At 56.5% G+C, this 26,449-nt stretch carries 29 protein-coding genes and 1 pseudogene; 15 read left to right on the forward strand and 15 right to left on the reverse strand.

The genetic code is table 11. The annotated features are described in order from the left end of the window. Window positions 1-54: 54 nt before the first annotated feature. Entirely contained in the window at window positions 55-720 is a 666-nt protein-coding gene (locus WH50_RS17210; RefSeq protein WP_110188475.1) for an O-methyltransferase, read from the reverse strand. Window positions 721-816: 96 nt separating this feature from the next. Here WH50_RS17210 and WH50_RS17215 point away from each other — a divergent pair, with 96 nt between their 5' ends. Next, window positions 817-1,482: a TetR/AcrR family transcriptional regulator gene (locus WH50_RS17215; RefSeq protein WP_110188477.1), complete on the forward strand. Its 666-nt coding sequence runs from the start codon at window positions 817-819 to the stop codon at window positions 1,480-1,482. 266 nt (window positions 1,483-1,748) lie between these two features. Continuing rightward, a complete protein-coding gene (locus WH50_RS17220; RefSeq protein WP_110188479.1) occupies window positions 1,749-3,182 on the forward strand; it encodes a CoA transferase in 1,434 nt (477 codons plus the stop codon). 170 nt (window positions 3,183-3,352) lie between these two features. Here WH50_RS17220 and WH50_RS17225 read toward each other — a convergent pair whose 3' ends face one another. Together WH50_RS17225 and WH50_RS17230 are read right to left on the reverse strand one after the other, a co-directional pair. Further along, the gene (locus WH50_RS17225; RefSeq protein WP_110188481.1) at window positions 3,353-4,168 is read right to left on the reverse strand and encodes an HpcH/HpaI aldolase/citrate lyase family protein; all 816 of its coding nucleotides are present in this window, start codon (window positions 4,166-4,168) and stop codon (window positions 3,353-3,355) included. Window positions 4,169-4,348: 180 nt separating this feature from the next. Beyond that, window positions 4,349-4,642, reverse strand: coding sequence for an AbrB family transcriptional regulator (locus WH50_RS17230; RefSeq protein WP_133251357.1), 294 nt, complete (start codon window positions 4,640-4,642; stop codon window positions 4,349-4,351). 125 nt (window positions 4,643-4,767) lie between these two features. Here WH50_RS17230 and mobA point away from each other — a divergent pair, with 125 nt between their 5' ends. Beyond that, complete coding sequence (mobA, locus tag WH50_RS17235) at window positions 4,768-5,343, forward strand: molybdenum cofactor guanylyltransferase MobA (RefSeq protein ID WP_110188485.1); 576 nt, start codon at window positions 4,768-4,770, stop codon at window positions 5,341-5,343. Between the two features lie 17 nt (window positions 5,344-5,360). Here the strand turns inward: mobA and WH50_RS26665 are convergent, their stop codons facing one another. Next, window positions 5,361-5,579, reverse strand: a complete 219-nt coding sequence (locus WH50_RS26665; protein ID WP_207780365.1) for a hypothetical protein — start codon at window positions 5,577-5,579, stop codon at window positions 5,361-5,363. Window positions 5,580-5,623: 44 nt separating this feature from the next. Between WH50_RS26665 and WH50_RS17245 the strand changes: the two genes are divergently transcribed. Beyond that, the gene (locus tag WH50_RS17245) at window positions 5,624-6,589 is read left to right on the forward strand and encodes an aldo/keto reductase (protein WP_110188486.1); all 966 of its coding nucleotides are present in this window, start codon (window positions 5,624-5,626) and stop codon (window positions 6,587-6,589) included. Window positions 6,590-6,612: 23 nt separating this feature from the next. Beyond that, window positions 6,613-7,602 (forward strand): TauD/TfdA family dioxygenase, encoded by a 990-nt coding sequence (locus tag WH50_RS17250; RefSeq protein WP_110188488.1) that lies wholly within the window; start codon window positions 6,613-6,615, stop codon window positions 7,600-7,602. Window positions 7,603-7,694: 92 nt separating this feature from the next. On the opposite strand, the gene WH50_RS17255 is transcribed toward WH50_RS17250, so the two are convergent. Both WH50_RS17255 and WH50_RS26670 read right to left on the reverse strand, forming a co-directional pair. Further along, a complete protein-coding gene (locus WH50_RS17255; RefSeq protein WP_207780366.1) occupies window positions 7,695-8,396 on the reverse strand; it encodes a transporter substrate-binding domain-containing protein in 702 nt (233 codons plus the stop codon). 128 nt (window positions 8,397-8,524) lie between these two features. Further along, on the reverse strand, window positions 8,525-8,686 hold the full coding sequence (locus WH50_RS26670; RefSeq protein WP_207780367.1) for a hypothetical protein: 162 nt from the start codon (window positions 8,684-8,686) through the stop codon (window positions 8,525-8,527). A 432-nt stretch (window positions 8,687-9,118) separates the two neighbouring features. On the opposite strand from WH50_RS26670, the gene WH50_RS17265 reads away from it, so the two are divergent. The 3 genes from WH50_RS17265 to WH50_RS17275 are packed head-to-tail and all read left to right on the forward strand — an operon-like array spanning window position 9,119 to window position 10,834. Then, window positions 9,119-9,640: a phage tail protein gene (locus WH50_RS17265; protein WP_110188491.1), complete on the forward strand. Its 522-nt coding sequence runs from the start codon at window positions 9,119-9,121 to the stop codon at window positions 9,638-9,640. Between the two features lie 38 nt (window positions 9,641-9,678). Next, the gene (locus WH50_RS17270) at window positions 9,679-10,218 is read left to right on the forward strand and encodes a phage tail protein (protein WP_110188493.1); all 540 of its coding nucleotides are present in this window, start codon (window positions 9,679-9,681) and stop codon (window positions 10,216-10,218) included. A 40-nt stretch (window positions 10,219-10,258) separates the two neighbouring features. After that, on the forward strand, window positions 10,259-10,834 hold the full coding sequence (locus WH50_RS17275; RefSeq protein ID WP_110188495.1) for a phage tail protein: 576 nt from the start codon (window positions 10,259-10,261) through the stop codon (window positions 10,832-10,834). A gap of 199 nt (window positions 10,835-11,033) precedes the next feature. Here WH50_RS17275 and WH50_RS17280 read toward each other — a convergent pair whose 3' ends face one another. Next, window positions 11,034-11,531 (reverse strand): GNAT family N-acetyltransferase, encoded by a 498-nt coding sequence (locus WH50_RS17280; protein ID WP_165838460.1) that lies wholly within the window; start codon window positions 11,529-11,531, stop codon window positions 11,034-11,036. Window positions 11,532-11,757: 226 nt separating this feature from the next. Between WH50_RS17280 and WH50_RS26130 the strand changes: the two genes are divergently transcribed. Both WH50_RS26130 and WH50_RS17285 read left to right on the forward strand, forming a co-directional pair. After that, the gene (locus tag WH50_RS26130) at window positions 11,758-12,057 is read left to right on the forward strand and encodes a DUF6916 family protein (protein WP_133251358.1); all 300 of its coding nucleotides are present in this window, start codon (window positions 11,758-11,760) and stop codon (window positions 12,055-12,057) included. Between the two features lie 11 nt (window positions 12,058-12,068). After that, on the forward strand, window positions 12,069-12,803 hold the full coding sequence (locus WH50_RS17285) for a sulfotransferase family protein (protein WP_110188499.1): 735 nt from the start codon (window positions 12,069-12,071) through the stop codon (window positions 12,801-12,803). Window positions 12,804-12,842: 39 nt separating this feature from the next. Here WH50_RS17285 and WH50_RS17290 read toward each other — a convergent pair. From WH50_RS17290 to WH50_RS17325, 8 genes and pseudogenes are all read right to left on the reverse strand, one after another. After that, window positions 12,843-13,083: pseudogene (locus WH50_RS17290) on the reverse strand (transposase); the annotation flags it as partial. Between the two features lie 415 nt (window positions 13,084-13,498). Beyond that, complete coding sequence (locus WH50_RS17295) at window positions 13,499-15,394, reverse strand: monovalent cation:proton antiporter-2 (CPA2) family protein (RefSeq protein WP_110188541.1); 1,896 nt, start codon at window positions 15,392-15,394, stop codon at window positions 13,499-13,501. 2 nt (window positions 15,395-15,396) lie between these two features. Then, window positions 15,397-16,026 (reverse strand): NAD(P)H-dependent oxidoreductase, encoded by a 630-nt coding sequence (locus tag WH50_RS17300; RefSeq protein WP_110188501.1) that lies wholly within the window; start codon window positions 16,024-16,026, stop codon window positions 15,397-15,399. A gap of 331 nt (window positions 16,027-16,357) precedes the next feature. Continuing rightward, complete coding sequence (locus WH50_RS17305) at window positions 16,358-16,693, reverse strand: cupin domain-containing protein (RefSeq protein ID WP_110188503.1); 336 nt, start codon at window positions 16,691-16,693, stop codon at window positions 16,358-16,360. A gap of 46 nt (window positions 16,694-16,739) precedes the next feature. Continuing rightward, window positions 16,740-18,062 carry a type II toxin-antitoxin system HipA family toxin gene (locus tag WH50_RS17310; protein WP_110188504.1) on the reverse strand — a complete coding sequence of 441 codons (1,323 nt, stop codon included), beginning with the start codon at window positions 18,060-18,062 and terminating at the stop codon, window positions 16,740-16,742. A gap of 23 nt (window positions 18,063-18,085) precedes the next feature. Then, a complete protein-coding gene (locus tag WH50_RS17315; RefSeq protein ID WP_110188506.1) occupies window positions 18,086-18,511 on the reverse strand; it encodes a helix-turn-helix domain-containing protein in 426 nt (141 codons plus the stop codon). A 350-nt stretch (window positions 18,512-18,861) separates the two neighbouring features. Further along, the gene (gene cydB / locus WH50_RS17320; protein ID WP_110188508.1) at window positions 18,862-19,869 is read right to left on the reverse strand and encodes a cytochrome d ubiquinol oxidase subunit II; all 1,008 of its coding nucleotides are present in this window, start codon (window positions 19,867-19,869) and stop codon (window positions 18,862-18,864) included. Further along, window positions 19,869-21,317: a cytochrome ubiquinol oxidase subunit I gene (locus tag WH50_RS17325; RefSeq protein ID WP_104157188.1), complete on the reverse strand. Its 1,449-nt coding sequence runs from the start codon at window positions 21,315-21,317 to the stop codon at window positions 19,869-19,871. The genes cydB and WH50_RS17325 overlap by 1 nt, the downstream gene beginning before the upstream one ends. A 284-nt stretch (window positions 21,318-21,601) precedes the next feature. On the opposite strand from WH50_RS17325, the gene WH50_RS17330 reads away from it, so the two are divergent. The 5 genes from WH50_RS17330 (at window position 21,602) to WH50_RS17350 (ending at window position 26,430) form a co-directional block, all read left to right on the forward strand. Beyond that, complete coding sequence (locus WH50_RS17330) at window positions 21,602-23,023, forward strand: aminotransferase-like domain-containing protein (protein WP_110188510.1); 1,422 nt, start codon at window positions 21,602-21,604, stop codon at window positions 23,021-23,023. Between the two features lie 90 nt (window positions 23,024-23,113). Then, entirely contained in the window at window positions 23,114-24,820 is a 1,707-nt protein-coding gene (locus WH50_RS17335) for a nitrite/sulfite reductase (RefSeq protein ID WP_110188511.1), read from the forward strand. Continuing rightward, entirely contained in the window at window positions 24,817-25,389 is a 573-nt protein-coding gene (locus tag WH50_RS17340) for a DUF934 domain-containing protein (protein WP_110188512.1), read from the forward strand. Before WH50_RS17335 ends, WH50_RS17340 begins: the two co-directional genes overlap by 4 nt. Beyond that, on the forward strand, window positions 25,376-25,732 hold the full coding sequence (locus WH50_RS17345) for a CidA/LrgA family protein (protein WP_110188514.1): 357 nt from the start codon (window positions 25,376-25,378) through the stop codon (window positions 25,730-25,732). The genes WH50_RS17340 and WH50_RS17345 overlap by 14 nt, the downstream gene beginning before the upstream one ends. Next, a complete protein-coding gene (locus tag WH50_RS17350) occupies window positions 25,729-26,430 on the forward strand; it encodes an LrgB family protein (protein ID WP_110188516.1) in 702 nt (233 codons plus the stop codon). Before WH50_RS17345 ends, WH50_RS17350 begins: the two co-directional genes overlap by 4 nt. Window positions 26,431-26,449 lie beyond the last annotated feature (19 nt).

The following is a 26,449-nucleotide window of genomic DNA, read 5'->3' on the forward strand; positions in this document are numbered from 1 at the left end:
CACCATCTCGTCAATAGGCGGCCATTGCCGAACGCCAATGGCCGCCCCATCCGATCAGCCAATGCGCATCGACAGCTCGACATCATCGGCAAAGGGTACCGACAGGTAGCCTGCGGCGACATCGCGCACCCGTGCCAGATAGTCAGGGCTGTAGTCTGCATTGTCGGCGATGATCAGCGCACCGGAGCGCAGCCTGCTTTCCAGCATGGCGAGAATGTCGGGATACAACCCCTTGGCGCCGTCCAGCAGTAACAGGTCGATCTGCTCAGGCAGATCGTGACGCAGGGTGTGCAGGGCATCGCCTTCGCGAATGTCCACCAGATCCAGCACACCGCCTTCCTGCAGATTGCGCCGCGCCTGTTCGACCTTGGAAGGCTCAAACTCGCAGGTAATCAGCCTGCCGCCACCGTTGTCACGCAGGGCGGCAGCCAGATGCAGGGTGGAAATGGCAAAGGAGGTTCCAAACTCGACAATGCTGCGGGCGTTGCAGCTGCGTGCCAGCATGTACAGCAGCTGCCCGGTTTCGGGCGATACCGCCAGAGGGAAATCCCTGAGCTGGCCATAAAGGTCACGATATTCGGTTTTGCTTTGCATCAGCCGCGCCTGCTCTGCTTCAGGAATGGCGGTGACAAGGTGCTCAAGCTCAGCGGCGCTGGCCTCGGCCTGACGAAACAGGCGCGTCAGCAAAGCTGCAACAGGGGATGTAGTGAGAGTCGTCATTATCATGCTCCAAACAGGGATTTGAGCGCGCCGCGGTGCCTGACTAGAATACGACTGATTACTCACATTTTAGTATTCGCATTGGCCGCCCCCACTATGCCCTCACGCCGCAGCCCGCAGATTTCCTCACGTAAACAGCCCAAACAGGCCCGCTCCAACGAGCTGGTAGCCACCATTCTCGAAGCTGCTATTCAGGTTTTGCAGAAGGAAGGTGCTCAGCGTTTTACCACGGCACGAGTCGCGGAACGGGCGGGTGTCAGCATCGGCTCGCTGTATCAGTATTTTCCCAACAAGGCTGCCATCCTGTTTCGTCTGCAGCACGATGAATGGCAGCAGACCAGCGAACTGCTGCGCAGCCTGCTGCAGGATACGCAGCAACCGCCCTTGCAGCGTCTGCGGGCGCTGGTACATGCCTTTGTCCGCTCGGAGTGCGAGGAAGCAGAAATGCGGGTCGCCCTGAGCGATGCCGCGCCGCTTTACCGTGATGCGCCGGAAGCCCAGCAAGCCAGAGCCGCCGGGGCAAACATCGTCAGCACCTTCATGCTGGAAGCCCTACCCGAAGCCACCGACAGGGCACGAGCAATCGCCGCAGAGCTGATCAAATCCACCCTGAGTGCGAGCGCCAAAGACTTCTCGGAGAGCCACCGTACCGATGAGGAGATCATCACCTATGCGGATGCTATGGCGGATATGTTCTGTGCTTATTTACGCAGTATTGGCTGCCAGCAGGAGGCTGCTATTGCTGCGGCACCAGTCGCCTGAAGCGCCCCACCACATAGGTCTGGTAGATCGCGGCATCTTCTCCAGCCCTGACGCGCGTGCCCTGAGAAGCACATCACCTAGCGCGTTTTCAGCCCACAGGAAACGGCAAACGGCAAAAACGCTGATCATCACTGTCTGAATCTCTCATCCTTTCGTCCAAGTTCGCCCTGTTTGACGGCCAAATACTACCATCGTCCTGTTGCTGCTAAACCCCAACAGGCTTTATCAATTCAGGTGCAACAACAAGCCATCAAAAGGACTGCACCATGCAGACTCCCTTTCACTTTTTCCTGCGGAACATGTGGCTGGCAGCAGGCGGCGATCACGCCTTCATGGAGCAGGTCCAGCTCGTGGGTGAAGGTCAGCTTGCCTCCCCTTTTGCGGTCACCGAACTGGCCAGTGGGTCCATCGCAGCAGCAGGTCTGGCTATTGCGGAGTGGAGCCAGCGCCGATTTGATCTGCGCCATCGGGTACAGATCGATCAGCGTCTGGCTTCCCTGTGGTTTGCCACCTCGCTGCGTCCACAAGGATGGCAACTGCCCCCTGCCTGGGATGCTATTGCTGGTGACTACCCTTGCAAGGATGGCTGGATTCGCCTCCACACCAACGCCGCCCATCATCGCCACGCCGCCTTACAGGTATTGGGCTGCGAAGCCGAACGCGACACCGTGGCAGCAGTTGTCGCGGGCTGGTACGGCGCCGAGCTGGAAAGCGCCATTGTGCAGGCCGGTGGATGTGCGGCACAGATGCGTTCGAGCGATGACTGGGCAATGCACGCTCAGGGAACCGCCGTGCAGCAGGAGCCGGTGCTGCACCGGGCGTTGCATACTCATGCTCACACTCAGGCGTCCCGTTCAGCACTGGCGGACAAGATGGGTGACCCCAGTCGTCCGTTCGCGGGGATAAAGGTGCTGGATCTGACACGAATTCTGGCAGGCCCCATCGCCACTCGCTTTCTTGCCGGTTTCGGTGCCGATGTGCTGCGTATTGATCCGCCAGACTGGGATGAGGTCAGCGTTGCGCCGGAGGTGACGCTGGGTAAGCGTTGTGCGCGGCTGGATGTGCGCAAGCCCGATGATCGTCATCGGTTTGAGCAATTGCTGGCGGAGGCCGACGTACTGATTCACGGCTATCGACCCGAAGCGCTGGAAAGACTGGGCATGGGCGCCAGCAAACGACGTGAACTCAACCCCGCACTGGTAGACATCTGTCTGGATGCCTACGGCTGGACGGGGCCCTGGAGTAAGCGCCGGGGTTTCGACAGTCTGGTTCAGATGAGCAGCGGCATCGCTGAGGCAGGCATGCGTCTGTCAGGCGCGAACCGCCCTCAGCCACTGCCGGTGCAGGCGCTGGATCACGCTACCGGCTACCTGCTCGCCACGGCGGCCATTCGTGGACTGACTGAACGTCTGCAACACGGCGTCGGCTGTGAGTCGCGGGCATCACTGGCGCGCACCGCCCGCCTGCTGCTATGTGCCGGCACCAACTGCCACACCAGACCACCGCTGGCACCCGAGCATCAGGATGATCTGCAGCATCATGTCGAACAGACTTCCTGGGGCCCGGCCCGGCGTCTGCAGGCGCCGCTCCGCTTCGACCCTGTGACAGTCAGTTCTGCAGCCACTGAGCCATTAACCATGCGCTGGGATTACCCGGCCGGGCCACTGGGGTCAGCGAACGCAGCATGGGTGGCTGGTTAACCCGCCATCCGCTCCAGTAACCAGTCTCTGAACACCGCCACGACGGCATAGAAACTGCTCCTCACGATCCACTGTGAAAGAGTACGAGAAATACGCGCTCTCACCTCACTAAGCATAAGAGCGATATTCAGAAGACATTCCGCAGAATACTGACGTACAGAATAGTGATGTTATTCCCCCACCATCGCCAGTATCCGCCGTGCCCGGCCAAGTACTGGCGCATCCACCATCTGGCCATCGACCTGATAGGCAGCGGCACCGCTTTTTGAGGCTTCAACCACACGGCGAGCCCAGTCCAGCTCGCTTTCGGCAGGTTTCAGGGCTTCATGCATTACGGCGACCTGTTTAGGGTGAATGCACAGGCCACCCACCAGCCCCATATCCCGGCAATGGCGCACGTTGGCAGTGAACCCTTCGGCATCATCAAAAGCGGGATAGACGGTATCGAGAGGCGGCTGTAAGCCATTGACACGGGAGTGCAGCAGCAGCGTCAGGCGAATCTGGTCATACACCATGGCTGCAGTCGGAGTGCCGTTGGCCATGCCAATGTCCAGCCCGAGATCCAGCCCGCCAAAGCTCAGGCGCTGCAAGCCGGGGCACGCAGCCATCGCTGGCACCGCCAGCAACCCTTTGGCATTTTCGATCAGCGCCCACACCGGTTTGCCAATGGCCGTCGCTGTCTGAACCTGTTCTGCAGTTTCAGCCTTGGGCAGCAGCACCCCGGCAATCCCCGCCTGGGCGGCACAGAATGCCAGATCGGCTGCCTGTTCGGGGTGACCAGCGCCGTTGATGCGCACCCATACTTTTGCATCCGGCTGCTGCTGAAGAAAGTCAGACAGATTCTGACGGGCCTGCTCTTTCAGGTGGTCTTCAACAGCGTCTTCAAAATCAACAATGACGGCATCAGCACCGGTGGCCAGTGCCTTGGCAAAGCGCTCGGGGCGGCTTCCGGGGACAAACAACGCTGAGCGGACGATAGCAGTCATGCAGGCTCCTTCGGCAAGGGCATCGACAAGGGAATATGGCGTCTGCTGCAACGGGAGCGTATCCCGGTGCGGCAGGAAAGCGCCATGCTGACCCACTACGCTCACGGCGTCCAGCCCCTGCTCTGTGGCTACCGACCAATGGACGTACAACAGCGCCAGCAACCCACCCGCCGCGGCGGTTCAGGCGTCCTTTTCCTCGGTGTTGGTATTAATAGTGGGGGTATTTTTGCCCTTGCGGCGCTGACTGTCTGACTCGTGTTCGAGCTTGCGTACCAGTTGCAGCAGCGCCTCGATGGTGCGATCACCGGAATGGCTGGAGAGAATCACATCGCCGGTCTGTTCATTACGGCTGACGAAGATTTCGTCGCTGTCGAAGTTGAAGCTCTCTGGCAATATAAGTGACTGACGGGAGCCGTTTTTCACCAATTTAATGACATGCTCATGCGGAATCGGCTCGGGGGATGGATTTTCCATGGTTTCACCCTCATTACCCATGATGTACGGAGTCTAGACGAGATTCCTTTTCCATGCTGAGGCGAGCCCACTATAAGCTGCTACTCTCTCGCCTCGTTCCTCAACTGACTAGCGGCAGACACTCTATGAAGCATGCATTTTCTTTTCTTGTGCTGGCCGGTGGACAAGGCAGCCGAATGGGAGGAGCCGACAAAGGCCTGGTGGTCTGGCAGGGCAAACCGCTGATTCGACACATCCACGATACGATTCGCCCCTTTACCGATGATCTGATCATCTCCTGCAACCGCAACCGACGTGAATATCTGCGCTATTCCGACCAGATTATCGGCGATGCCGAGTCTGGCTTTCCCGGCCCGCTGGCGGGCGTCATCGCGGGCATGGCCATCGCCCGCCACGACCGCTGCGTACTGTTGCCCTGTGATGCACCGGGAGTCGACTCTACCCTGATCAATGAACTGATGCTGACAGGCAGACGCACCTCTGCCGCCGTCATGCTACGTCAGGGCAACCAGTGGCAACCGATGTTTTCTGTCATTCCCAAAGGCTATTTCCCGGCACTGCAAACCGCCTGGAATGAAGGCCAGCGCAGTTTGATGCGCGTGCTGCTGACGCTGGACGTGCAACCGCTGGATATCCCGGAAGACGACAGCCGTCTGGACAATATCAATTCACTGGAGCAACTGGGGGAGCTGACCTCATGACGTGAAGGTCAGCCGGTTCACGACGGGATACGTAGCTCAAGAACCATCCCTGCCAGCACGCACAGCAAGGTACTCAAGCGGACATCCTGACCGCTCTCAATACGCTGGTATTGCTGCTGGCTCATGCCGATGCGCAGCAGCATATCCTTCTGCCCGGCACACGATGGACGTTGACAGTTTCTCCTCCTGCCTGCATCATCTTTTGTCTTATATAAGACAAGCAGCGTATCTTTCATCCATCGTCTCCGGCCTCTGCCTGCCGACGATAAGGACAATAACTATGTCAAACGCCCAACGCTCCATCCCTCCCGTCGGCTTTGGTCTCTGGAAAGTCCCCAACGAACTCTGTGCAGATACCGTTTATGAGGCCATCAAGGCTGGCTATCGCCACCTCGACAGCGCCTGTGACTATGGCAACGAACAGCAGACTGGCGAAGGGATTGCCCGTGCGCTGGCCGATGGCCTGTGTCAGCGCGAAGACCTGTGGGTGACCTCCAAACTGTGGAACACCTACCATGCCAAAGAGCATGTCCGCCCGGCGCTGATGCGTACCCTGCAAGACCTGCAGCTGGACTACCTTGACCTCTACCTGATCCACTTTCCCATCGCACAGGCCTATGTGCCTTTTGAAAAGCGCTATCCTCCGGCCTGGTTCTTCGAGCCGGAAGCGGCCGAGCCACGTATTGAGTTTGCCCCCGTGCCCCTGCACGAAACCTGGAAGGCCATGGAAGAGCTGGTGGTCGAGGGGCTGGTGAAAAAAATCGGTATCTGTAACTACACCACAGGCCTGCTGCATGACCTGATGGCCTATTCCAGCATCAAGCCCAGCGTGCTGCAGATCGAATCACACCCTTACCTGACTCAGGAAAACCTCATCCGTATGGCCAAGCTGTACGGGATGGAAGTCACCGCATTTTCACCGCTGGGCGCACTGTCTTATCTGGAGCTGAATATGGCCGGTGCGCAGGATTCCGTGCTGGAGCAGCCCGCGGTCAAACAGGCGGCAGTACGGCTGGGCAAAACCCCGGCACAGGTCGTGCTGCGCTGGGGCATCCAGCGGGGCACTTCTATCATTCCCAAAACCAGCAAGCCCGAACGCCTGAAGGAAAACCTCGCGCTATTTGACTTCGCTCTGGATGATGCGGAAATGCAGGCCATTTCAGCCCTCAACTGTCACCGTCGCTTTAACGACCCGGCGCAGTTCTGTGAGGCGGCCTTCAACACCTTCTATCCCATCTACGACTGATCTGATGGGATAAGGAGCGCACCATGTCCACTGTTTCCGTGCCCACGCAGGCACTTGCCGGGCAGATCAACTGCGGCGGTTCGACCTTTCCGCTGGTGATTCCCTGCCCCGCCGGGATCACCAGCCTGACTGCCAGCCTTGACTGGATCACACAGCACCTGCCCGCCTTGCAGGCTCATCTGACAGAAAGCGGTGTGCTGCTGTTCAGAGGGTTTCCCCTGACCTCAGCAGAAGACTTCGATGCCTTCTCGGCAGCGTTTGGCTACCGCACCTTTACCTACAAGGAGTCGCTCTCCAACGCCGTGCGCATCAACTTCACCGAGCGGGTATTTACCGCCAATGAGGCACCCAAAGACGTGGAGATTTTTCTCCATCACGAGATGGCACAAACGCCCATCTCCCCGGACAAGCTGTTTTTCTTCTGTCTGCAGGCAGCCGATGCCGGTGGCGCCACGCCCGTATGCCGCTCCGATATGCTGTACCGCCGCTTGAAGATTATCGCGCCTGAACTGGCCGCCGCCTGTGAAAGCAAAGGGCTGAAGTACACCACCCGGATGCCCGGCGAGAATGATGAAAAGTCAGGGCAAGGGCGCAGCTGGAAAAGCACCCTCAACTGTCAGAACAAGGACGAAGCAGAGCGCAAGCTGGCCGAGCTGGGTTACAGCTGGCAATGGCAGGACGATGGCAGCCTCAGAGCGACCACGCCGGTTTTACCCGCCGTGCTGACCCTGAGTAATGGCAAACAGGTGTTTTACAACCAGCTGATTGCCGCCTATATGGGCTGGAAAGGCGTGCGGGAGAATCCGGCCAGCGCCATTACTTACGGTGACGGCTCACATCTGTCACCAGCGGATCTTGAGCTGATCAACAATCTGTCTGCTGACTTCACCTTCGATGTGCCCTGGCAAAATGGCGATGTGGCACTGGTTGATAATCACATGGCCATGCACGGTCGCCGTCCGTACAGCGGAGATACCAAACGACAGGTGCTGGTGGCGCTGGGGAAAAGCTGAATAAAGCTGAGTAAGGCTCTGCCGGACAGTCGCACGGTCTTAATGCAGAGCGTGCGACTGTCCGGCGTTACTGAACCTGTTGGAACGTCCCGTCAGGCGTGGCTACCGGGCACAGTTACATCACTTTGCCCCAGCTCTTCCAGCACACTGCGGACAAACCCGGAGGCGATCTGACGCTCGATAAAATCGTGCAGGTAGCGGGCGGCGGCAGCACGTTCCCGGCATACTGCCATGGCTTGTCTGATCGATGTGAATGAATCCTCCAGCACACGGTACTGCTCATCACTGGCAGCGACTTCCTGCAAGGGCTGGCGCACACCTGCAGCCGCATCCAGCTTCTGCCCGATAAAGGCATCTACGGCCCCGGCTGAGGTATCCGCCCGCACAAGCGTTGCTGCGGTCAGCGAACGCGTCAGAAACAGATCGTAGGCAGCGCCCTTGCCCACCGCGATGCTCACATCAGGCGCGTCCAGCTCCGCTACCGCGGTATAGGGAGACTCCCGCCTGACCAGATAGGTACCTTCGATCACCACGTACGGGTTAGTGAAGGCAATTTCCTTCTCCCGCACCGGCTCAATCGCCATGAAGGCCACATCCCACTGATTGTCATGCAGGGAGGCAAATACCTTTCCCGCCGCATCATAAAACACCATCTCCAGATCCACCCTGAGCTCTTCCGCCAGAATACGGGCCAGCTCAACAGAAATGCCGATGGGGTTGCCGTTGTGATCCCGTCTGGCCAGCACTGGGTTACCGAAGTTGATGGCTGCGCGCAGCCGGCCGGTAGGGGCCATTTCGTCCAAAACTGTTGTCGGTATAGTCACAGCCTGAGCACTCATACGGATGAGAAAAAAGCAGGTATTCCCTGCCCCTAATGCCTGTACATGCACTCGCGAGAACATGCACAGGCTCGTACCACGTTTTATGCCTGCTTTTCCGTCAGCCCGGCAACTTCACCGCGATTTTGCAGCCTGATCAGCAGCGTCATCACGAAGGAGATTACCAGCAGCGCACTGAGAAACATCAGAGCAATGGTGGTATTGGAGGTCTGCCCTTTGACATAGCCGATCAGACTCGGGCCCACGAACCCTCCCAGATTACCGACGGAGTTGATCACCGCAATGGAAACGGCAGCCGTTGTTGAGCGGGACAGAAACAACGTAGGCAGCGCCCAGAACGGTGACTTGAACGTATAGAGCCCGTAATCACAATTATTCTGACTTGGGCACTATCAAGTTATTTACTATTAAATAGCATTTTACTCACCACCCAGTCATATTGAAAAAGCCATGTATTCATCCCAAAAACAAAAAAGCCATTAATACTTAATTGATACATTACCTTCTTTCACAAACGACAGAACTTTAATGACTTATCCTCCTAAAGAATAACAACTCTACTATTTAATCTCACACTACTAAAAAATATTTGATGACAGCTGGACATATAAGCACTCTTTCTACTACACCTTGATACGCAGTTAACGCCCCTCTAAAGCTATCAAGGAGATACTCCAATGAGTGAAGCGTATCTAGGTGAAATCAGGATGTTCTCGTTCGCTTTCGCGCCGACAAGTTGGGCGAAGTGTGATGGCTCAATAATGCAGATCTCCCAAAACGCCGCACTGTACTCTTTGTTGGGAACCAGTTACGGCGGAGACGGCGTTTCAACCTATGGGCTGCCTGATCTACGAGGCAGGACGCCGATAGGTAATACAGCGCCAAATGCTACTAACACTCCAGGTGGCGTTGAGACAGTAACACTTACAGTAAATCAGATCCCACAGCACACACATTATTTTCAAGTAACCAATCAAACAGGCACCGATGCAGCAGCGAAAGATACCTTCTATGCTGGTGTCCCTCAAGACAGTAGTCGCCCCGCTGCCAAATTGTATGGGGTCGCCAGCACGCCCCTGATCAAAATTCAGCCCTCTCTGAACTCCTACGGCGGCAGTCAAGAGCACAACAATATGCAACCCTTTGTGGTTACTAACTTTTGTATCTGTATATCCGGCTATTACCCACCCAGACCTTAGCTAAAAGCGATTACTTTTTCATAAAGAGGGATGACAACATGGAACCATATGTTGGTGAGATTCGTATCTTCGCAGGTAACTATGCACCATTAAACTGGGCATTCTGTAATGGGCAGTCACTTGCTATTGCAAACTATCAGGTACTTTTTTCCTTAATTTCTACTACCTATGGCGGTAATGGTGTGACCACATTCAATTTGCCCGACATGAATGGAAGCATTCCTATTGGACAGGGCCAAGGTAATGGCCTAACTAACAGACTCATGGGGCAGAAGGGTGGTAGCCAAAGTGTAAGCCTGACTGATGAGCAAATGCCGGCTCATACTCATGACCTGTATTGCTCTTCATTACCGGCAACGAACCAAACTCCTGGCACAAGCCTTTTCTTTGCGGATACAGGAAGCAGCAATTATCTGGCCTATACCAATCCACAGCAGGGGCAAACTACGCAAGATGTTGAATTCAATGCCCAAGCGATTGGTACAACAGGTGGAAGTACAGCACACAACAATATGATGCCGTATATCGGCCTTAACTATATTATTTCTTTACAAGGCATATACCCAACTCGTCCATAATCAGTAACTAATTCATATCAAACGTTATAGGAGAGACGAAATGAGTGACAGTTTTACAGGAGAGATCAGGTCTTTTGCTTTTAAATTTGCACCACAAGACTGGGCATTTTGTGACGGTGCATTACTTAATATCAGTCAGTACCAAATGCTCTATGCGATTATCAATACCGTTTTTGGCGGGGATGGTAGAAATACCTTTGCAATACCAAACCTCACCCAGAGAGCCATTGCACACCCTAACATGACTGCTAATGGTGCCGTTGTAGACATAACACTAGGGCAGTACGGTGGGTCCAACTCGGTCACTGTCAACGTAAATGAGTTACCTGCACACACTCATACACTGCACCGTCAAAATGTTCCGGGAGACTTTACTAACAAATCATCCGCTCCGAGTACCTCCAGTTATCTGTCGTCCTACACTTATAGGTCAGGATCAGGCCCCTATACATACACTCAGCTTACTGCACTCGAAAAGGACGGCCTCCCTAATACTGTAATTAACCCTGCAACCATCGGTAATACTGGCGGAACTCAAGCACATGAGAACCGCCAGCCCTATTTGCCTTTGAACATGTGTATTTGTTTCAACGGTGCCTGGCCTTCCAGGCCTTAGTATCTCTTACCGGATCAATAACCAGTGCCCTGCTGACCATGAGGGTATTGGTTATTGCTTTCGTTTGCCCAGTTAAGCTCAGGGAACTTAGGAAGTTCACTCTATAAGGGCACCCCATGCTCCGGCAGATCAACCATGTCAAACGAAAATCAAGTTGTACTGGGGTTGCCAATGGTTTTATCAAGCCAAGTACTGCCCCTCAATTAGCAGACCACTCCATTAACTGATAAGGGCCTTTCGGCTCACCAACCGGTCTGAATCCTTTCCTCAAATACAGCCTCTGAGCAGGATTAAACACTTCAACATGGATAGACACTTTCTTTTGTGTTTCAATTCCTTCTGCAAATACTTTATCCAGTAATGCACTACCAAGACCTTTATTACGTATACCTGGTATTAATGAGACATCGACAATTCTGATTTCATCATCAGACCGATAGAGATACAACCTGCCAACATTTTCCTCACCAGACTGAATAATCAAAAACTCCGCATCTGAATAATATTTATCATAGTGCATAGTTTGTAACCTGAACTGATCTGTAAGGAAGATAATTATTTGATCCTCAGACCACCCCGTACCTTTCATTTCCTCCCACCGAACAGAGAGATACAACGTTTCAAGGAAAGATGCATCTTTATCAGTTCGCGGACGAAAATTAATGTTCTGATTTACGAAGACGTCTAGATAATTCATAACCACTCTCTGCATTTACAGTATTCAATCAACAAAGGCAAGCACGTATAGCACTTCAGCATTAGAGTTTGCACCATACTACAGATAGTACCCATCACCGCACGACATTAACTTGTCATTCATCAGATAACCTCTCATATCCAGCACAAAACATGTTGCGTTGTGGCATGCGGACGTTTACTTTGCTAACCATTACCATTAACCCTTCTTAGTTGGAATAATCTGTATGACTATCCCTGTTGATCTGAGCATCGTGAGCCATGAAGACTTCCATAAAGTACTTGGAAACACCTTCGTGGTTGAGAACACTGGCATCGAATGTACTCTTACATCTGTATCAGCACGAAAACCACACCCTGACCTTCCAAGAACACCGTTTTCACTGACGTTTACCAGTAACAGCAAAGCTATACTACCCCAAGGTACCTATCATCTGATCAACCCAGACCTGCCTGATCTATCCATATTTATTGTTCCTATCAAAGAAGAACAAACTGGAATTGTATATCAGGCAGTATTTAACTAAGGACTAGTTAAATGATTCAGCTAGATTTTCTTGTAGGTGGGGCCCAAAAAGCAGGGACGACTGCCTTATTCAATTATCTGAAAAGCCACCCCGATCTTGTATGTCCTCGAGCAAAAGAACTCCACTACTTTGATAAAGAAGAAGCGTGGGGATCGAGCTCATATCTCCAGTCATTTTTCCCTAAAGACCGGGCAGGAATATTTTTTGAATCGACCCCCGTGTATTTATACTGGAAACTTGCTCCCGCAAGAATATTTCAACACAACCCCAACATTAAAATCGCCTTTGTATTACGCAATCCTATAGAGAGGGCCTATTCTCATTGGAATATGGAGTGTCACAGAGGCAAGGATAACATTGACTTCTATGCTGCAATTACAAGAGAGAAGGATCGCTGCGCAGAGTTTTTACCATTACAACACCGTAACTACTCATATACTGACCGAGGTTTTTACTCAGAGCAGATTGCAAGGTATTACGAATTATTCTCCAAAGCACAAATCCACCTAATTCGCTATGAAGACTTAAAAGACAACCATTCAGATGTTCTTTCTTCGCTTTACGACTTTTTGGGTATACGGCAAGTCCCAGCCCCACACTTTGAACGTAAGCATAACATCCCTTACACGTCTCCAATGTCTCAGGAAGCCAGGGAATACTTAATCGAAATATACCGACCAGAGGTGAAACGGCTTGAGGAGATGACTGGCTGGAACTGCCAAAGCTGGCTGAATACGCAGGACTAATATTACTTATCCGGACTATATGCATATCTGCCGTCGATGAATGTCAGTCTCCGCCACAAGCATCTTGAAGGCTATGAGCCATTTGCCTGCAGCGGACCATGCATTAAGCGTTTATAGACCTTATGCCAATTCCCGAACGCCTTGGGCAAGTCTCTCCAAGGGTATTCCGTGCGTATGCGGTACCGCAACCCTCCATGGTTATTCGTAGCTCACGCTTGTTGTAAACGGTCTTGTGCAGCAGAATTTCCCGCTGCTTCGACCAGTGCTCATCACTGAGCAGTAATCAGGGCATTGCAAGCTCGTATCGGTGTTGGATCAGAGCTGTAACAATACGAGCTTACTCTTACAGATCAATTAGTTAGATTAAAAAGCAACAGGCCCTAGTCAGAGGGTTGCTGGCTGGTGTTGAAAAGAGGTTAGCAGGGCACAGGGTATGCGTGATGGGCCAATGGATCGCCCTGCTCTTCTCCCTAACCAGCAACTGCCATCAGCGCAAGGCCAACAATCTGAATGACCATAGACTTGCCAGTCGACGACAAAAGCCGTTGCCTGACTGAAGTGCATATAAATCCGGAACCCATGTGGGTGGATTCCAGATTCTCTTACCTTCAGATCAGCAAGTTAAAACGCTTAACTGATCGGTATTAGCCCTATCAGGGGCTTTGGCAAAGAAGCAACCAGCGGTTAACGGCCTGTCAGCTCTGCGTCTTATCCAGCTCAGTGGTGTAGCACCCCTTGGGCGGAGGCATCCATGAGCGCTCGCTGTCAGCATGGCGATCTGCACGATCACCGCGCATTTCGGTGGCGATCTTCTCTTCAAACTCCTTGAACAGCTGATAGGCGTTGGTGCCGAAGCGCTCGCCCTCGCTGACTGAGCGCCACTCCTCATAGAGCACATCGGAGGCGGCAGCATCGATCTTGCGGAAGCTGCCCTTCTTGCTCTCCACTTCAAAGGGATGGAAGCCCAGATCAATCAAAGCCTGACCACCCAGCTCCAGTGCTGACAGATAGGTTTCCACGCGGATAAAGTCGGCACCGGCCAGCCGCAGCTGGTACATGTGCACACGGTCGAAGGCACGTGCCAGCACTTTGACCTGCGGGTAGTTGGCCTTGACGGAGCGCACCAGACTGACCGCCTCTTCCCTGTTGTCGATGGCCACCACAAACAGCGCCGCGCTGTCGATACCAGCGGTATGCAGCAGATCAGAACGGGTGGCGTCACCGAAGTAGGACTTAATGCCCAGTGCCCGCATGTTGTCGACCTGGCTGGCCTCATGGTCGAGCACCACCGTACTCACGCCGTTGGCCGTCAGCAGGCGGTTGACGATCTGACCGAAGCGGCCAATACCGGCAATAATCACCTGCCCCTGTTCATCGATATGATCAGCTTCACGGCTGTTGGACTTCACCTCATAGCGCGGCAGGATCACCTTCTCGAAGATGATGAACAGCACCGGCGTGAGGAACATCGACAGTGCCACCACCATTTGCAGCATCTGCGCCAGTGATGCCTCCAGCACGTTCTGCTGCACCGTAAAACTCAGCAGCACGAAGCCGAACTCCCCTGCCTGTGCCAGACTCAGCGCAACCAGCCAGCGGTCGCTGCCTTTGGCACGGAACAGCGTGGCCAGCCCGTACAACACCAGCACCTTGACGGCGATCACGCCCAGAGTGATGCCGACAATCAGGCCGAGGTGATCAATCAGCACTGAGAAATTGACCCCGGCACCGACGGTGATAAAGAACAGCCCCAGCAGCAGCCCTTTGAACGGCTCGATGTTGGTTTCCAGCTCGTGGCGGAATTCGCTGTTGGCCAGCACAACGCCGGCAAGGAAGGTGCCCAGTGCCGGTGACAGACCAATCAGGCTCATCAGCGTGGCGATGCCCACCACCAGCAGCAAGGCACAGGCGACAAAGATTTCACGCACGCCGGTTTCAGCGATATAGCGAAACAGCGGACGGCTGAGAAAATGCCCGGCCAGAATCAGCCCGGCGATGCTGGCGATCACCACCACTGCATACAACCAGCCAGGCAGATGGCCGACCAGCGTGAAGGTATCGTGGGCGCTGCCGAGCTCGGTGATCGCCAGCATCGGGATAAAGGCCAGCATGGGAATAACGGCGATGTCCTGAAACAGCAGGATGGAGAACGCGCTCTTGGCCCCGTCCGTTTTCGACAACCCCTTCTCGCTGAAGGTCTGCAGCACGATGGCCGTCGAGGACAAAGAGAAAATCAGGCCGACCGTCAGGGTCATTTTCCACGACAGCCCGAACGCCAGCGGTATCGCCATGATCAGTAAAGCCGTCAGCACGACCTGCAAGCCGCCCAGCCCCAGTAAGCGGCTGCGCATCTGCCACAACACCTGCGGCTCTAGCTCCAGGCCGACCAGAAACAACATCATCACCACGCCAAACTCGGCGAAGTGCTGAATGGTGGCGGTTTCGTCCCCCACCAGCCCGGTCACCGGGCCAATCACCACTCCGGCAATCAGGTAACCCAGCACCGAGCCCAGCCCGAAACGCTTGGCCAGCGGTACGGCGATCACCGCAGCCAGCAGATAGATAAACGCCTGTATGAAGTATTCCGTCATGATCATCCCACCTGATGTGCGGGTGCGCTGAGCAACAGCGCTGGCCAGTCGTCACCGATATGTTCCTGCTGCGCGGCACGGGCAATGTCGATCTGATTATTCACCAGCGCCCTGAGGAAGCCGGTCCAGTGCTGGATATGCACGGGCAGGCACTGATCTTCGACGGCAGTACGGCTGCCAAACAGGGCAAAGGGGGCCAGATAGTGCATACCAGTCAGGCGGGCGGTCTGCTCCAGCGGGCGCAGCAGTTCACGCAGGGTGAAGTGGTTGTAGCCATCCTGCTGGTAGGCCGTTTGCGCCGCTCCCGCGGATACCGCGCAGAGAAAGGTTTTACCGCGCAATGCCGTGCCCTTGCCGCCATAAGCAAAGCCGTGCTCCAGCACCAGATCCTGCCATTCCTTGAGAATGGAGGGCGTCGAGTACCAGTAAAGGGGAAACTGAAAGATCAGCACGTCATGATCAAGCAGCCGCTGCTGCTCCTTTTTGACGTCAATTCTGAAGGTAGGGTATTCGCCATACAGATCCACACAGCTCACCCCCTCAACCTGCTGCGCCGCCCGGAACATCGGCAAATTCACCTCTGACCGTCGCTGCGACGGGTGAGCGAACAACAACAGCACTTTATTGCTCATACATTAGAGTCCCTGCAAGGTGGCTGGCATCGGTGGCCGGGCCGTCATTTCTATTCTTCAGACCATGAACATGGTGGTGGAACGTGAACACGTACTTAGATGGTGGAACACGTTCTTAGAGAGAGCACTTTAGCGCCTTCCCTCGTTCCGTCTTGCACGATGCTACACATTGCCTGCCACCCATCTGCACGCTGATCAGCGCTGAGTCTGGCTCATGGCGCTCGGTGTTTTCCTCGCTACTGGCCCGCCCTCTGCGGGTGATTCAGCGGACTCCAACGGATGAATACCCTCGCCTGCGCCAAACGTTCACGGTGCTTACACGGGGCGTGATCTACCGTGGATAGTGAACGGCCAGCCACAGGGTGGGCTGATCCGGGTCGGTCCAGCTGACCCGATGTTTGCAGTGCGCGGGGATGTTGACGTAGTCCCCCGGCTGCAAAGCCAGCTCCACTCCGTCTGCAAACAGCAGGCGGGCACTGCCCTGCACCACCATCACCCATTCGTGCTGGGGCTGGTCGTACCAGCTGTCCTCTGATGTGCGATGGCCGAGGGAGGTAATGCGCTCGATCACCACCCCCTGATAACGCACGATATCCTCAAAGGTTTCGTTGCTGAGGTCGGTGGGGACATCGGCGAACAGGTTCCCGGCCCGGTAGTTACTCTCCATCTTCTGTTCTCCTGTGAGAGGTCTTTTGTGATCCCCTACAACGTTGTCAGTCAAAATGCAGCCGATGCTGCGCCGCGATAGCACGGGCAGCCTGCTCCCTGACGCCAGCCGCCGCCGCACATGATGGCCACTGTTGCCTGACCACGGTCACGATCTGGTCGATTTCCGCCCTGGCTGTGGCTTTTTTCAGATTGGCTTTGGCGCCCAGTGCCAGCAGATCATCCAGCGTGAAGCCGTCGCGCTGCTGGTTGATGGTCATCTGATGGCGGGACGTCCAGGCACCTTCGGGGTTATAGGAATAGGTCACATCAAAAGCCGGTGATAAGCGCCAGACACCACGACGATCCATCAGGAAAGCAATGTTCTTGGTGTGATCATCCTGATTGCGGGCCACCACATTGAACACCGCCCGGCGGAACTGCTGCACCAGCGCCGTACGCTGTAAACCGGGGTCGGTGATTACCCGGCGTATGACATCCATGGCCTGTTCGTAGGCATAGCCCCCGGCGGCGTTGAAGTCATAGTGGCCGATGGCACAGAGGCTTTGCATGTGCAGTTTGCTGCCGTTCTCTAGACGGTCGAAACGCTGGGTCATAAAGTGCGCGCGGCCGTTATGTTCCAGCAGCCGACATTCGCTCATATCGATACCGGCGGCGCGGGCCATCAGGTAATAGGCATACTCGATACGGCCATAGGCAGGCGGGTCTTCTCCTTCCTTATCGCTGTTACCGGAGACATCCAGCTTGAGCAGGTAATGGCTGAACCCCGCTGGCGCCTGCAGCTGGCCGGAGCGAATCTCCTGCGTCGCGGCGTTGTAGGCAATGACGGCCTTGGCCCGCGCCCCACCTGCTGAGGTGCCGACGGAAATGATCTGCTGCACGGCCTTGTCTTCCTGCCCTGCTTCCAGCCGGGTTGCCAGCGCCCCTTTGGAATGCAGCGCCTGCTCAGCCAGACTGACCAGCTCATCAAACAGCAGCTTTTCCGATGCCACCTGCGGGTTACTCAACACCGGCTCGAATTCCAGTGCGCCCATTCCGCGGGAACCGATGTAGCACAGCCGCTGCACCGGATCGAAACTGGCCCGATCACGGCCGGTCGCCGTCAGCCATTGATCAATCAGCAGGTTACCAAACTTATCGGGCAAGGCATCAGCCAGCATGCCCGGCAACCCTTTGAAGGTTTCCTTCGGTAGCCCGCTAAAGGAATACACGCCCTTGCGTTTGGGCATCATCAGCGGCGCCAGCTCAACCGGCGCAGCCAGAAACCGGTCATCGTATTCAAACAGGGCGCTTTCACGCTGCGGGTCCCACAGCACAGCACCAACCTGCGTCCCCCAGAGCATGACCCTGGCGGCTGTTGCGTCAGTCATGGTTGTTCTCCTTCCCTGTGTTGTTATGCATCTTCATCCCCCCATACCCATCCTGCTGCGGGTTCCTGTACCTGCGTTGATGTGTTATCCGCGACAGGCGGGCTGGGCGGTGATTTACGGCGGATACGCTGAACAGGCTTGCTGCGTTTACCTGCCGTGGCCGCCTGCAGCGGGCTGATACCGGCGTCGGCCAGCAATGACTCCAGCTGATGGAGCTTGCCCAGCGCGCGCAGCAGTGCGATCAGTGTCGTCAGGCTCATGCCATCGCCACTTTCCACCCGCTTCACCGTCGCAATCCCTACCCCAGATAAGGTGGCCAGTTCATCCTGCGACAGGCGTTGCTGCAAGCGGGTATCTTTAAGGCGGCTGCCCAGAGTGGTCAGAATGTCCTGATCACTTATCACGTCGAAGTTCATGGCGATACCTTTAACGTATCCAATCTGATGCATAATCCTGCTTATCGGCACATTAAATATCAATAGTGATGTCTTATATTTTTTATATAAAGAATCATATTTGATATATTAAATCTAAAATACATCATATAGGATCAGTTTTGATTCTTTTTTATCTCGTATACAATTCACAGCGGATCATAGGCTGGCGTTATCAGCAAAGACGTTCACTGCAAAACATGACTATTGCCGATACCCTGGCCGGTCTTGTCAACACTGGTGGAAGCGGCAGCTGTTGCCTCACTGAATACTGATCGGCCAGAGACCAACAAGCCGGGTAGGAAGGCATTCACCTTCGTACCCGGCTTGCTGTTTTATGGCCTATTTCTCGCCTGATGACTGGCTCAGTGATAGCCGTCGCCGATCTTCACCTTGCCGCGGAACACGTAGTACGACCACGCGCTGTAGGCCATGATCACCGGCAGGATCACCAGCGCTCCGACTAACGCAAAGCCCATGCTCTGCTCCGGCGCCGCCGCCTGCTGAATGGTAATGCCGGGGGGAATCACATTCGGCCAGATGCTGATGATAAAGCCGGTGTAGCCGAGGAACACCAGACACAGTGCCAGCACAAATGGCCCCACTTCAGGCTGACAGCGCAGCACCCGCAACAGCCCCCAGGCACAGAGCAATGTCAGCAACGGCACGGGGACAAAGAAGCAGAGGTTGGGCATGGAAAACCAGCGCTCTGCAATCTGCTCCGACATCAGCGGCGTCCACACGCTTACTATGGCGATACAGCCCAGCAACCCCAGCGTCAGCGGGCGTGCCAGCTGCACCATACGCTGCTGCAATCGCTGCTCGGTTTTGACAATCAGCCAGGTGGCGCCCAGCAAGGCGTAGGTCACCAGCAACCCCAGCCCGGTAAACACACTGAAGGGCGTCAGCCAGTCCAGTGCGCCACCGGCGTAGGCGCCGTTCTCCACCTGGATGCCCTGCAGATAGCTGCCCAGCGCCACCCCCTGAAAGAAGGTGGCAATGTAGGAGCCCCAGGTAAATGCTTTGTCCCAGAACGGGCGATGCGCCTCATCCGCCTTGAAGCGGAACTCGAAGGCCACGCCACGCCAGATCAGCCCGGCCAGCATAAATATCAGCGGTAAATAGAGCGCACTCAGGATCACCGCATACGCCAGCGGAAACGCCGCCATCAACGCGGCACCACCGAGAATCAGCCAGGTTTCGTTACCGTCCCACACCGGCGCAACGGTGTTGACCATCACATCACGTTCATCACGCTGCCTGACAAAGGGAAAGAGGATGCCGATGCCCAGATCGAAACCATCCATCACAACATAGATCATCACGCCAACAGCAATGATGATGGTCCAGATGACCGGGAGATTAATGCCCATCAGTGTTGACCTCCGTGCTGGCTGGTTGGGGTATGGGGTGCGTTCAGCCCTTCATCCACCGCCGACAACGGCCGCGCCGGGCGCTGGTTAGGCAGCAGATCATGGTCTTCATCAAGGGTATCGCCCTCGTGCTCGTGGGGCCCCTGAGCGGTCAGCTTGAGCAAATAACCGATGCCGGTGCCGAAGACCGCCAGATACATCACGACGAACAGCACCAGCGTGGTGGTCAGCGCCATGGCGGAATGATTGGAGACTGCATCCGCGGTGCGCATCAGGCCATAGACCACCCAGGGCTGACGGCCAATTTCAGTGGTAAACCACCCGGCCAGCACAGCAATCAGGCCGCTTGGCCCCATCAGCACGGCAAAGCGCAGAAACAGCCGGTTGCTGTACAGCCGCTCTTTCCGGCGCAGCCACAGCGCCCACAGCCCCAGCGCAAGCATCAGCATGCCGAGGACAACCATGATGCGGAAACTCCAGAAAATCACCGTGGCATTGGGGCGATCCTCTTTGGGGAACTCCTTCAGCGCCGGGATCTGACCATTCCAGCTGTGGGTGAGGATCAGGCTGCCCAGATGGGGTACCTCGATGGCGAAATGATTTTTCTCCTGCTGCATATCCGGCCAGGCGAACAGGATCAGGGGCACGTCTTCACCGGGCTTATTTTCCCAGTGGGCTTCGATGGCGGCCAGTTTGGCGGGCTGATGCTCCAGCGTATTGAGACCATGGGCATCGCCAATCAGTATCTGCAGCGGCGCGGTAAACAGCAGCATCCACATGGCCATGCTGAGCATGGTCCTGACCGGTTCACTGCGATTGCCACGCAGCAGATGCCAGGCCGCCGAAGCACCAACAAACAGCGCCGTCGACAGAAAGGCGGCCGCCGTCATGTGCGCCAGACGGTAGGGAAAGGACGGATTGAAGATCACCTTCAGCCAGTCGGTCGGCACTACTCGCCCGTCAAGCACGGCATAGCCCTGCGGCGTCTGCATCCAGCTGTTGGAGGCCAGGATCCAGGTCGCCGAGATCAGCGTGCCGATGGCCACCATCAGGGTGGCGAAAAAGTGCATGCGCGGGCTGACCTTGTGCCAGCCAAACAGCATCACCCCGAGGAATCCCGCTTCGAGGAAGAAGGCAGTCAGCACTTCATAGGTCAGCAGCGGGCCGGTGATACTGCCTGCGTAGGAGGAGAAAAAGCTCCAGTTGGTGCCGAACTCATAGGCCATCACCAGACCGGACACCACCCCCATGGCGAAGTTGACGGCAAAAATTTTCGACCAGAAATGGTAGAGATCGCGATAAACGCTGTCTTTCTTCCAAAGCCACATCCCTTCCAGCATCGCCAGAAATGACGCCAGCCCGATGGTGATGGCGGGGAAAATGATATGGAACGAGACGGTAAAACCGAATTGAATCCGCGCCAGATCCAGCGCGCTGATGCTGCTCATGGGATCAGCCTCCCACAGGGGACAACGATAAACCCCTGCACCGGAGGTACCCCACCCGCCTGAGTAAAGCGATAGGTTGTCATGATATTCCTGCCCGATTGACGTCACGCCATCCGCACGCGCTGAGCAGCCCACGCTGTCATGCTGCGCAATGGCAAACCAGAAAACGTCATCAGGGTAAGAAATTGGCAAAAATCAGAACAGGTACTGATTTTCTATTTTTAATAGGAACAGTTTATGGTTTAGTAGCCGCATTCCTTCGACGTACAGCCCGGGCAGCGTTTATGGCCAGTAACAGTTTCCGCTATCGGCATCTCGCCAACACCTTCAGAGACAGTATTCAACGGGGCATCTGGCTGGCCGGTGACCGGCTGCCTTCAGTGCGGGAGGTCATGAGTGAGCACAACCTGTCACGCTCCACCGTGCTACACGCCTATACCCTGCTGGAAGCCGAAGGCCTGATTACCGCGCGCCCGCAGCGCGGCTACTTTGTCAGCGGCCCGACCGCCATGCCCGACGCCCCGCTGCACAGGACGCCCGTCAGCCAGCCACGGCTGCTAAGCCTGGAGGAAGTTATCAATGATGTGATGATGCAGGGTGCGGCGTTCGATCTGCTGCCGGAACAAGGCCAGGTCGATGAAGCACCGCTGGAGCTGGAAGCGCTGCATCGCTGTGTGGGCCGGGCACTGCGTCAGCAAAAAGGGCTGCAACACCAGTATTACGATGAGCCCGACGGCCTGCCTGCCCTGCGCGATATTCTGGCGCAGCGCCTGCGCAAGCAGGGCTGCCATGTGAATCAGGATGATGTAACGATCACCAGCGGCTGCCAGCATGCCCTGCTACTGGCACTGATGAGCTGTACCCGGCCCGGAGATGTGGTGGCCGTCGAAAGCCCCGGCTTTTTCGGCAGCCTGCAGGTGCTGCAGCAGCTGGGCCTGCAGGTGCTGGAACTGCCCTGCGATCCGCTGAGCGGGCTTGATCTCGACAGTCTGGAGCAGGCGCTCAGGCAATGGCCGATAAAGGCCATGGTCGTTACCCCCACCTATGCCACGCCCACCGGCAGCTGCATGCCTGCCGATCAGCGCTTGCGGCTGATCCGCATGGCTCGCCAGCACAGCATGGTGCTGATCGAAGACCACATCTATGGCGAGATGGGCCTCAATGCCAGCCCTCCCGCTCCCCTGTTTGCCCGTGATCCGGACAACGTCATTCTTTGCAGCTCCTTTTCCAAAAGCCTGTCCCGTGACCTGCGGGTGGGCTGGGTCGTCAACCGCAAACGCCACGGTGAATTTAGCCGCCTGAAGCGCATCACCACGCTGGCCAACAGCCGGTTTATTCAGCAGGGGCTGGTGGACTTCATCCAGAACGGTGATTACGACCGCCATCTGCGGCGCTATCTGCAGCGCCTCCGTCATCAGCGCAACGGTCTGGCGGAACTGCTTGGCAGCGTCTTCCCCGGCTGCAGTTTTACCCTGCCCGAGGGCGGGTTGTGCCTGTGGCTGGCCCTGCCGGAACACACCGACACCATGGCGATCTACGCCACGGCGCGACAACAGGGCGTGGTCATCACACCGGGTGCCATGTTTACCACCCAGCCTGATCTTTACCGTCACTATCTGCGCCTGAGCTTTGCCCATCCGTGGAATCAGCACCGCCGTCAGGCGCTGCAGACGGTGGCCAGACTGGTCGCTGGCCAACACAACTGATCTCATTATTTTTCGGAAAACTGTAACTGCTCCCATTTTTTCTGACCGCTACAGTGGAGACACGTTCTTACCGCGGACAGGGGAGCAGCCATGTACCAATACGATAAATACGACCGCGCGCTGGTAAGCGAACGGGTCGAACAGTTTCGCGACCAGATTGACCGCTTTCGCAGCGGCGCGCTGAGCGAAGAAGAGTTTTTGCCGCTGCGCCTGCAGAACGGCCTCTATCTGCAGCGCCATGCCTATATGCTGCGCGTGGCTATTCCCTATGGCACCCTGTCGTCCCGGCAGCTGCGCGCCCTCGCTACCATCGCCCGTCATTACGACCGCGGCTATGGCCATTTCACCACCCGGCAGAACATCCAGTTCAACTGGATCGAGCTGGATCAGGTTGCCGATATTCTGGCGCGGCTGGCCGAAGTCGATATGCATGCCATCCAGACGTCTGGCAACTGCGTACGCAATATCACCACCGAGGCCTTTGCCGGGGTCGCCGCTGATGAGTATCTCGACCCGCGTCCGCTGGCAGAAATTCTGCGCCAGTGGTCGACGGTCAACCCGGAATTCCTCTACCTGCCGCGCAAATTCAAGATTGCCATCAACGCCGCCGAGCAGGATCGTGCCGCCATCCAGATGCATGATGTCGGTATCTACCTGTATCGCGATCAGCACGAGGCCATGAAGCTGCGCATCATGGTCGGCGGTGGTCTTGGCCGTACCCCGATGCTCAGCCAGCAGATTCGTGACGATCTGCCCTGGCAGCATCTGCTGTCTTATGTTGAGGCGATCCTGCGGGTGTATAACCGCCATGGCCGTCGTGACAACAAGTACAAGGCGCGCATCAAGATTCTGGTCAAGGCACTGGGGATGGAGGCTTTTGCCCGTGAGGTGGAAGCCGAATGGCAACATATCAAGGATGGCCCAGCTGAACTGACCGACGCGGAATATCAGCGCGTGGCTGCCACCTTCCGGCCACCGGCGTACCAGCAGCTGCCCGCAACCGATATCCACTACGGCACAGCGCTGAGCCGCGACCGTGATTTCTCGCTGTGGGTCAGCCGTAACGTCAAAGCCCATCAGCGCGCGGGCTATGCCTCGGTTATTCTTTCCACCAAACCCGGTATTGCCTCACCACCGGGTGATGTCACCGACGGGCAGATGGAAGCGGTGGCCGACCTTGCCGACCAGTACGGCTTTGGCGAGATCCGTATCGCCCATGAACAGAATCTGGTCCTGCCGGACATTCGCAAAAGTGACCTCTATGCACTCTGGCTGGAGCTGGGCAAGGTCGGCCTCGACAGCCCCAATGCCGGGCTGCTGACCGACATTATCTCCTGCCCCGGCGGCGACTATTGCGCGCTTGCTCTCACCCGCTCCATTCCGGTGGCACAGGCCATTCAGCAGCGTTTCGACAACCTCGATTACCTGCATGATCTGGGCGACATCAATCTCAATATCTCGGGCTGCATGAACGCCTGTGGCCATCACCACATTGGCAACATCGGCATTCTCGGGCTGGAGAAGAATGGCGGCGAGTGGTACCAAATCACCATTGGCGGTGCTCAGGGCAATGACGCTGCCATCGGTAAGATCATCGGCCCGGCAGTCAGTGCGGATGATGTGCCCGATGTTATCGACAGGCTGGTCAGCACCTATGTGGACTATCGCGAGGGCGACGAGCTGTTCGTGGATACCGTACGTCGCCTCGGTCTGGCGCCATTCAAGGAGCGCGTCTATGGCCATGCCAGCGGCCATCCGGCCGGTGACACTGCAACTGCACGCGAGGTCACGCCATGAAGAATCTGATCCGCCTGCATCAGGGCAAGGCGCTGTTGGTGGCTGACGATCCGTGGCTGCTGATCCGCAACCGTAGTGAGGCAGAAAGCGCCATCGGGGCGGGTGAACGGCACCTGCTGCTGCCACGGGGTGACTGGCTTGAGCTGCAGCCTGACAGCGTGCTGCAGGGTAAGGCCATTAGTGACTACGGCCTCTGGCTGGCAGCCGATGACGAGCCGGAGCAGCTGCAACCCTGGCTCGCCGTACTGCCGCTGATTGCACTCGACTTCCCTTCCTTTCGCGATGGCAGGGCTTACAGCCACGCCTACATGCTGCGCACCCGCCTTGGCTGGCAGGGCGAGCTGCGCGCCGTGGGTGATGTGCTGCGCGATCAGCTCAGCCATATGCGCCACTGCGGCATGGATGCCTTTGCCATACGTGAAGACAAGTCTGCGGCGGAGGCGCTGCCGGGTCTGAACGGTATCAGCGTGCTGTATGGCCGTTCGGTCAGCCAGCCGGTGCCCCTGTTCAGGCGGCGGAATAACGCCGACAACGATGCAGAGCAGGATGCCCCTCATGCCGGTTGTTAGCGGATTACTGGGGCTGCTGGGCTTTCAGCTGCTCGGCACGGTGATCAGCAACCTGCTGCTTCCTTCCCTCCCCGGCCCGATATTCGGGCTGGCTTTTTGTCTGGGCTTTCTCTGTCTGGCTGGTGAGTCGCTTACTCGCCCGCTGGAAGCCGCTGCCAAAACCCTGCTCAGCTATCTGCCGCTACTGATGATCCCGCCTGCTGTCGGCCTGATGGATAACGTTGACACCCTGCAAGACAACCTACTGCCGATCAGCGCCGCCCTGCTCGGTTCACTACTGATCACCGTACCGGTCTGCGGCTGGCTGATGCAGCGGCTGATCAGGGCGGGCAAGCAGCCATGACCGACGCCCTGACATCACTCAGCCAGCATCCGCTGTTTTCGGTGACCGTCACCGTTTCAGCGTTCCTGCTGGCGATGTGGCTGTACCGTCGCAGCCAGTGGATCATGCTGCAACCGGTACTGGTCGGCACCTTGCTGACCATCGTTCTGCTCAGGCTGTGCAAAGTGGACTATGCGACCTATCACCAGCAGTCAGCCCTACTCTGGTTACTACTCGGCCCCGCCACCGTGGCGCTGGCAGTACCGCTTTATCATGGCTTGCCCCGTATTCGCAGCCTGCTGCTGCCCACCATGCTGACCCTGAGCGTCGGCACCGTGATGATGCTGGGCCTGACCATTGCGCTGGCACGGCTGTTAGGTGCAGACACCGCCCTGACCATGTCACTGGCGCCCAAATCCGTCACCTCCCCGGTGGCCATACTGCTCTCGGCACAGACAGGCGGTATCGCCTCCCTGACCGCCACCTTCGTCATGATCACCGGCGTACTGGGCGCCATGACGGGCCCCGGCCTGCTGACCTACTGTGGCGTCACTCTGCCAGCCGCACGAGGGCTGATGCTGGGCATGAGCGCCCATGCAGTCGGGACGTTACAGGCACTGAAGGAAGATGCAGAAACAGGCGCCTTTGCCGCGCTGGGCATGAGCCTGACCGGCGTGCTGACCGCGTTACTGTACGGGTTATGGGGGACGTTGCGTTGACGCGGTATTCGGTAACGCA

It is taken from the genome of Pokkaliibacter plantistimulans (assembly GCF_003194385.1).
GTDB lineage: Bacteria > Pseudomonadota > Gammaproteobacteria > Pseudomonadales > Balneatricaceae > Pokkaliibacter > Pokkaliibacter plantistimulans.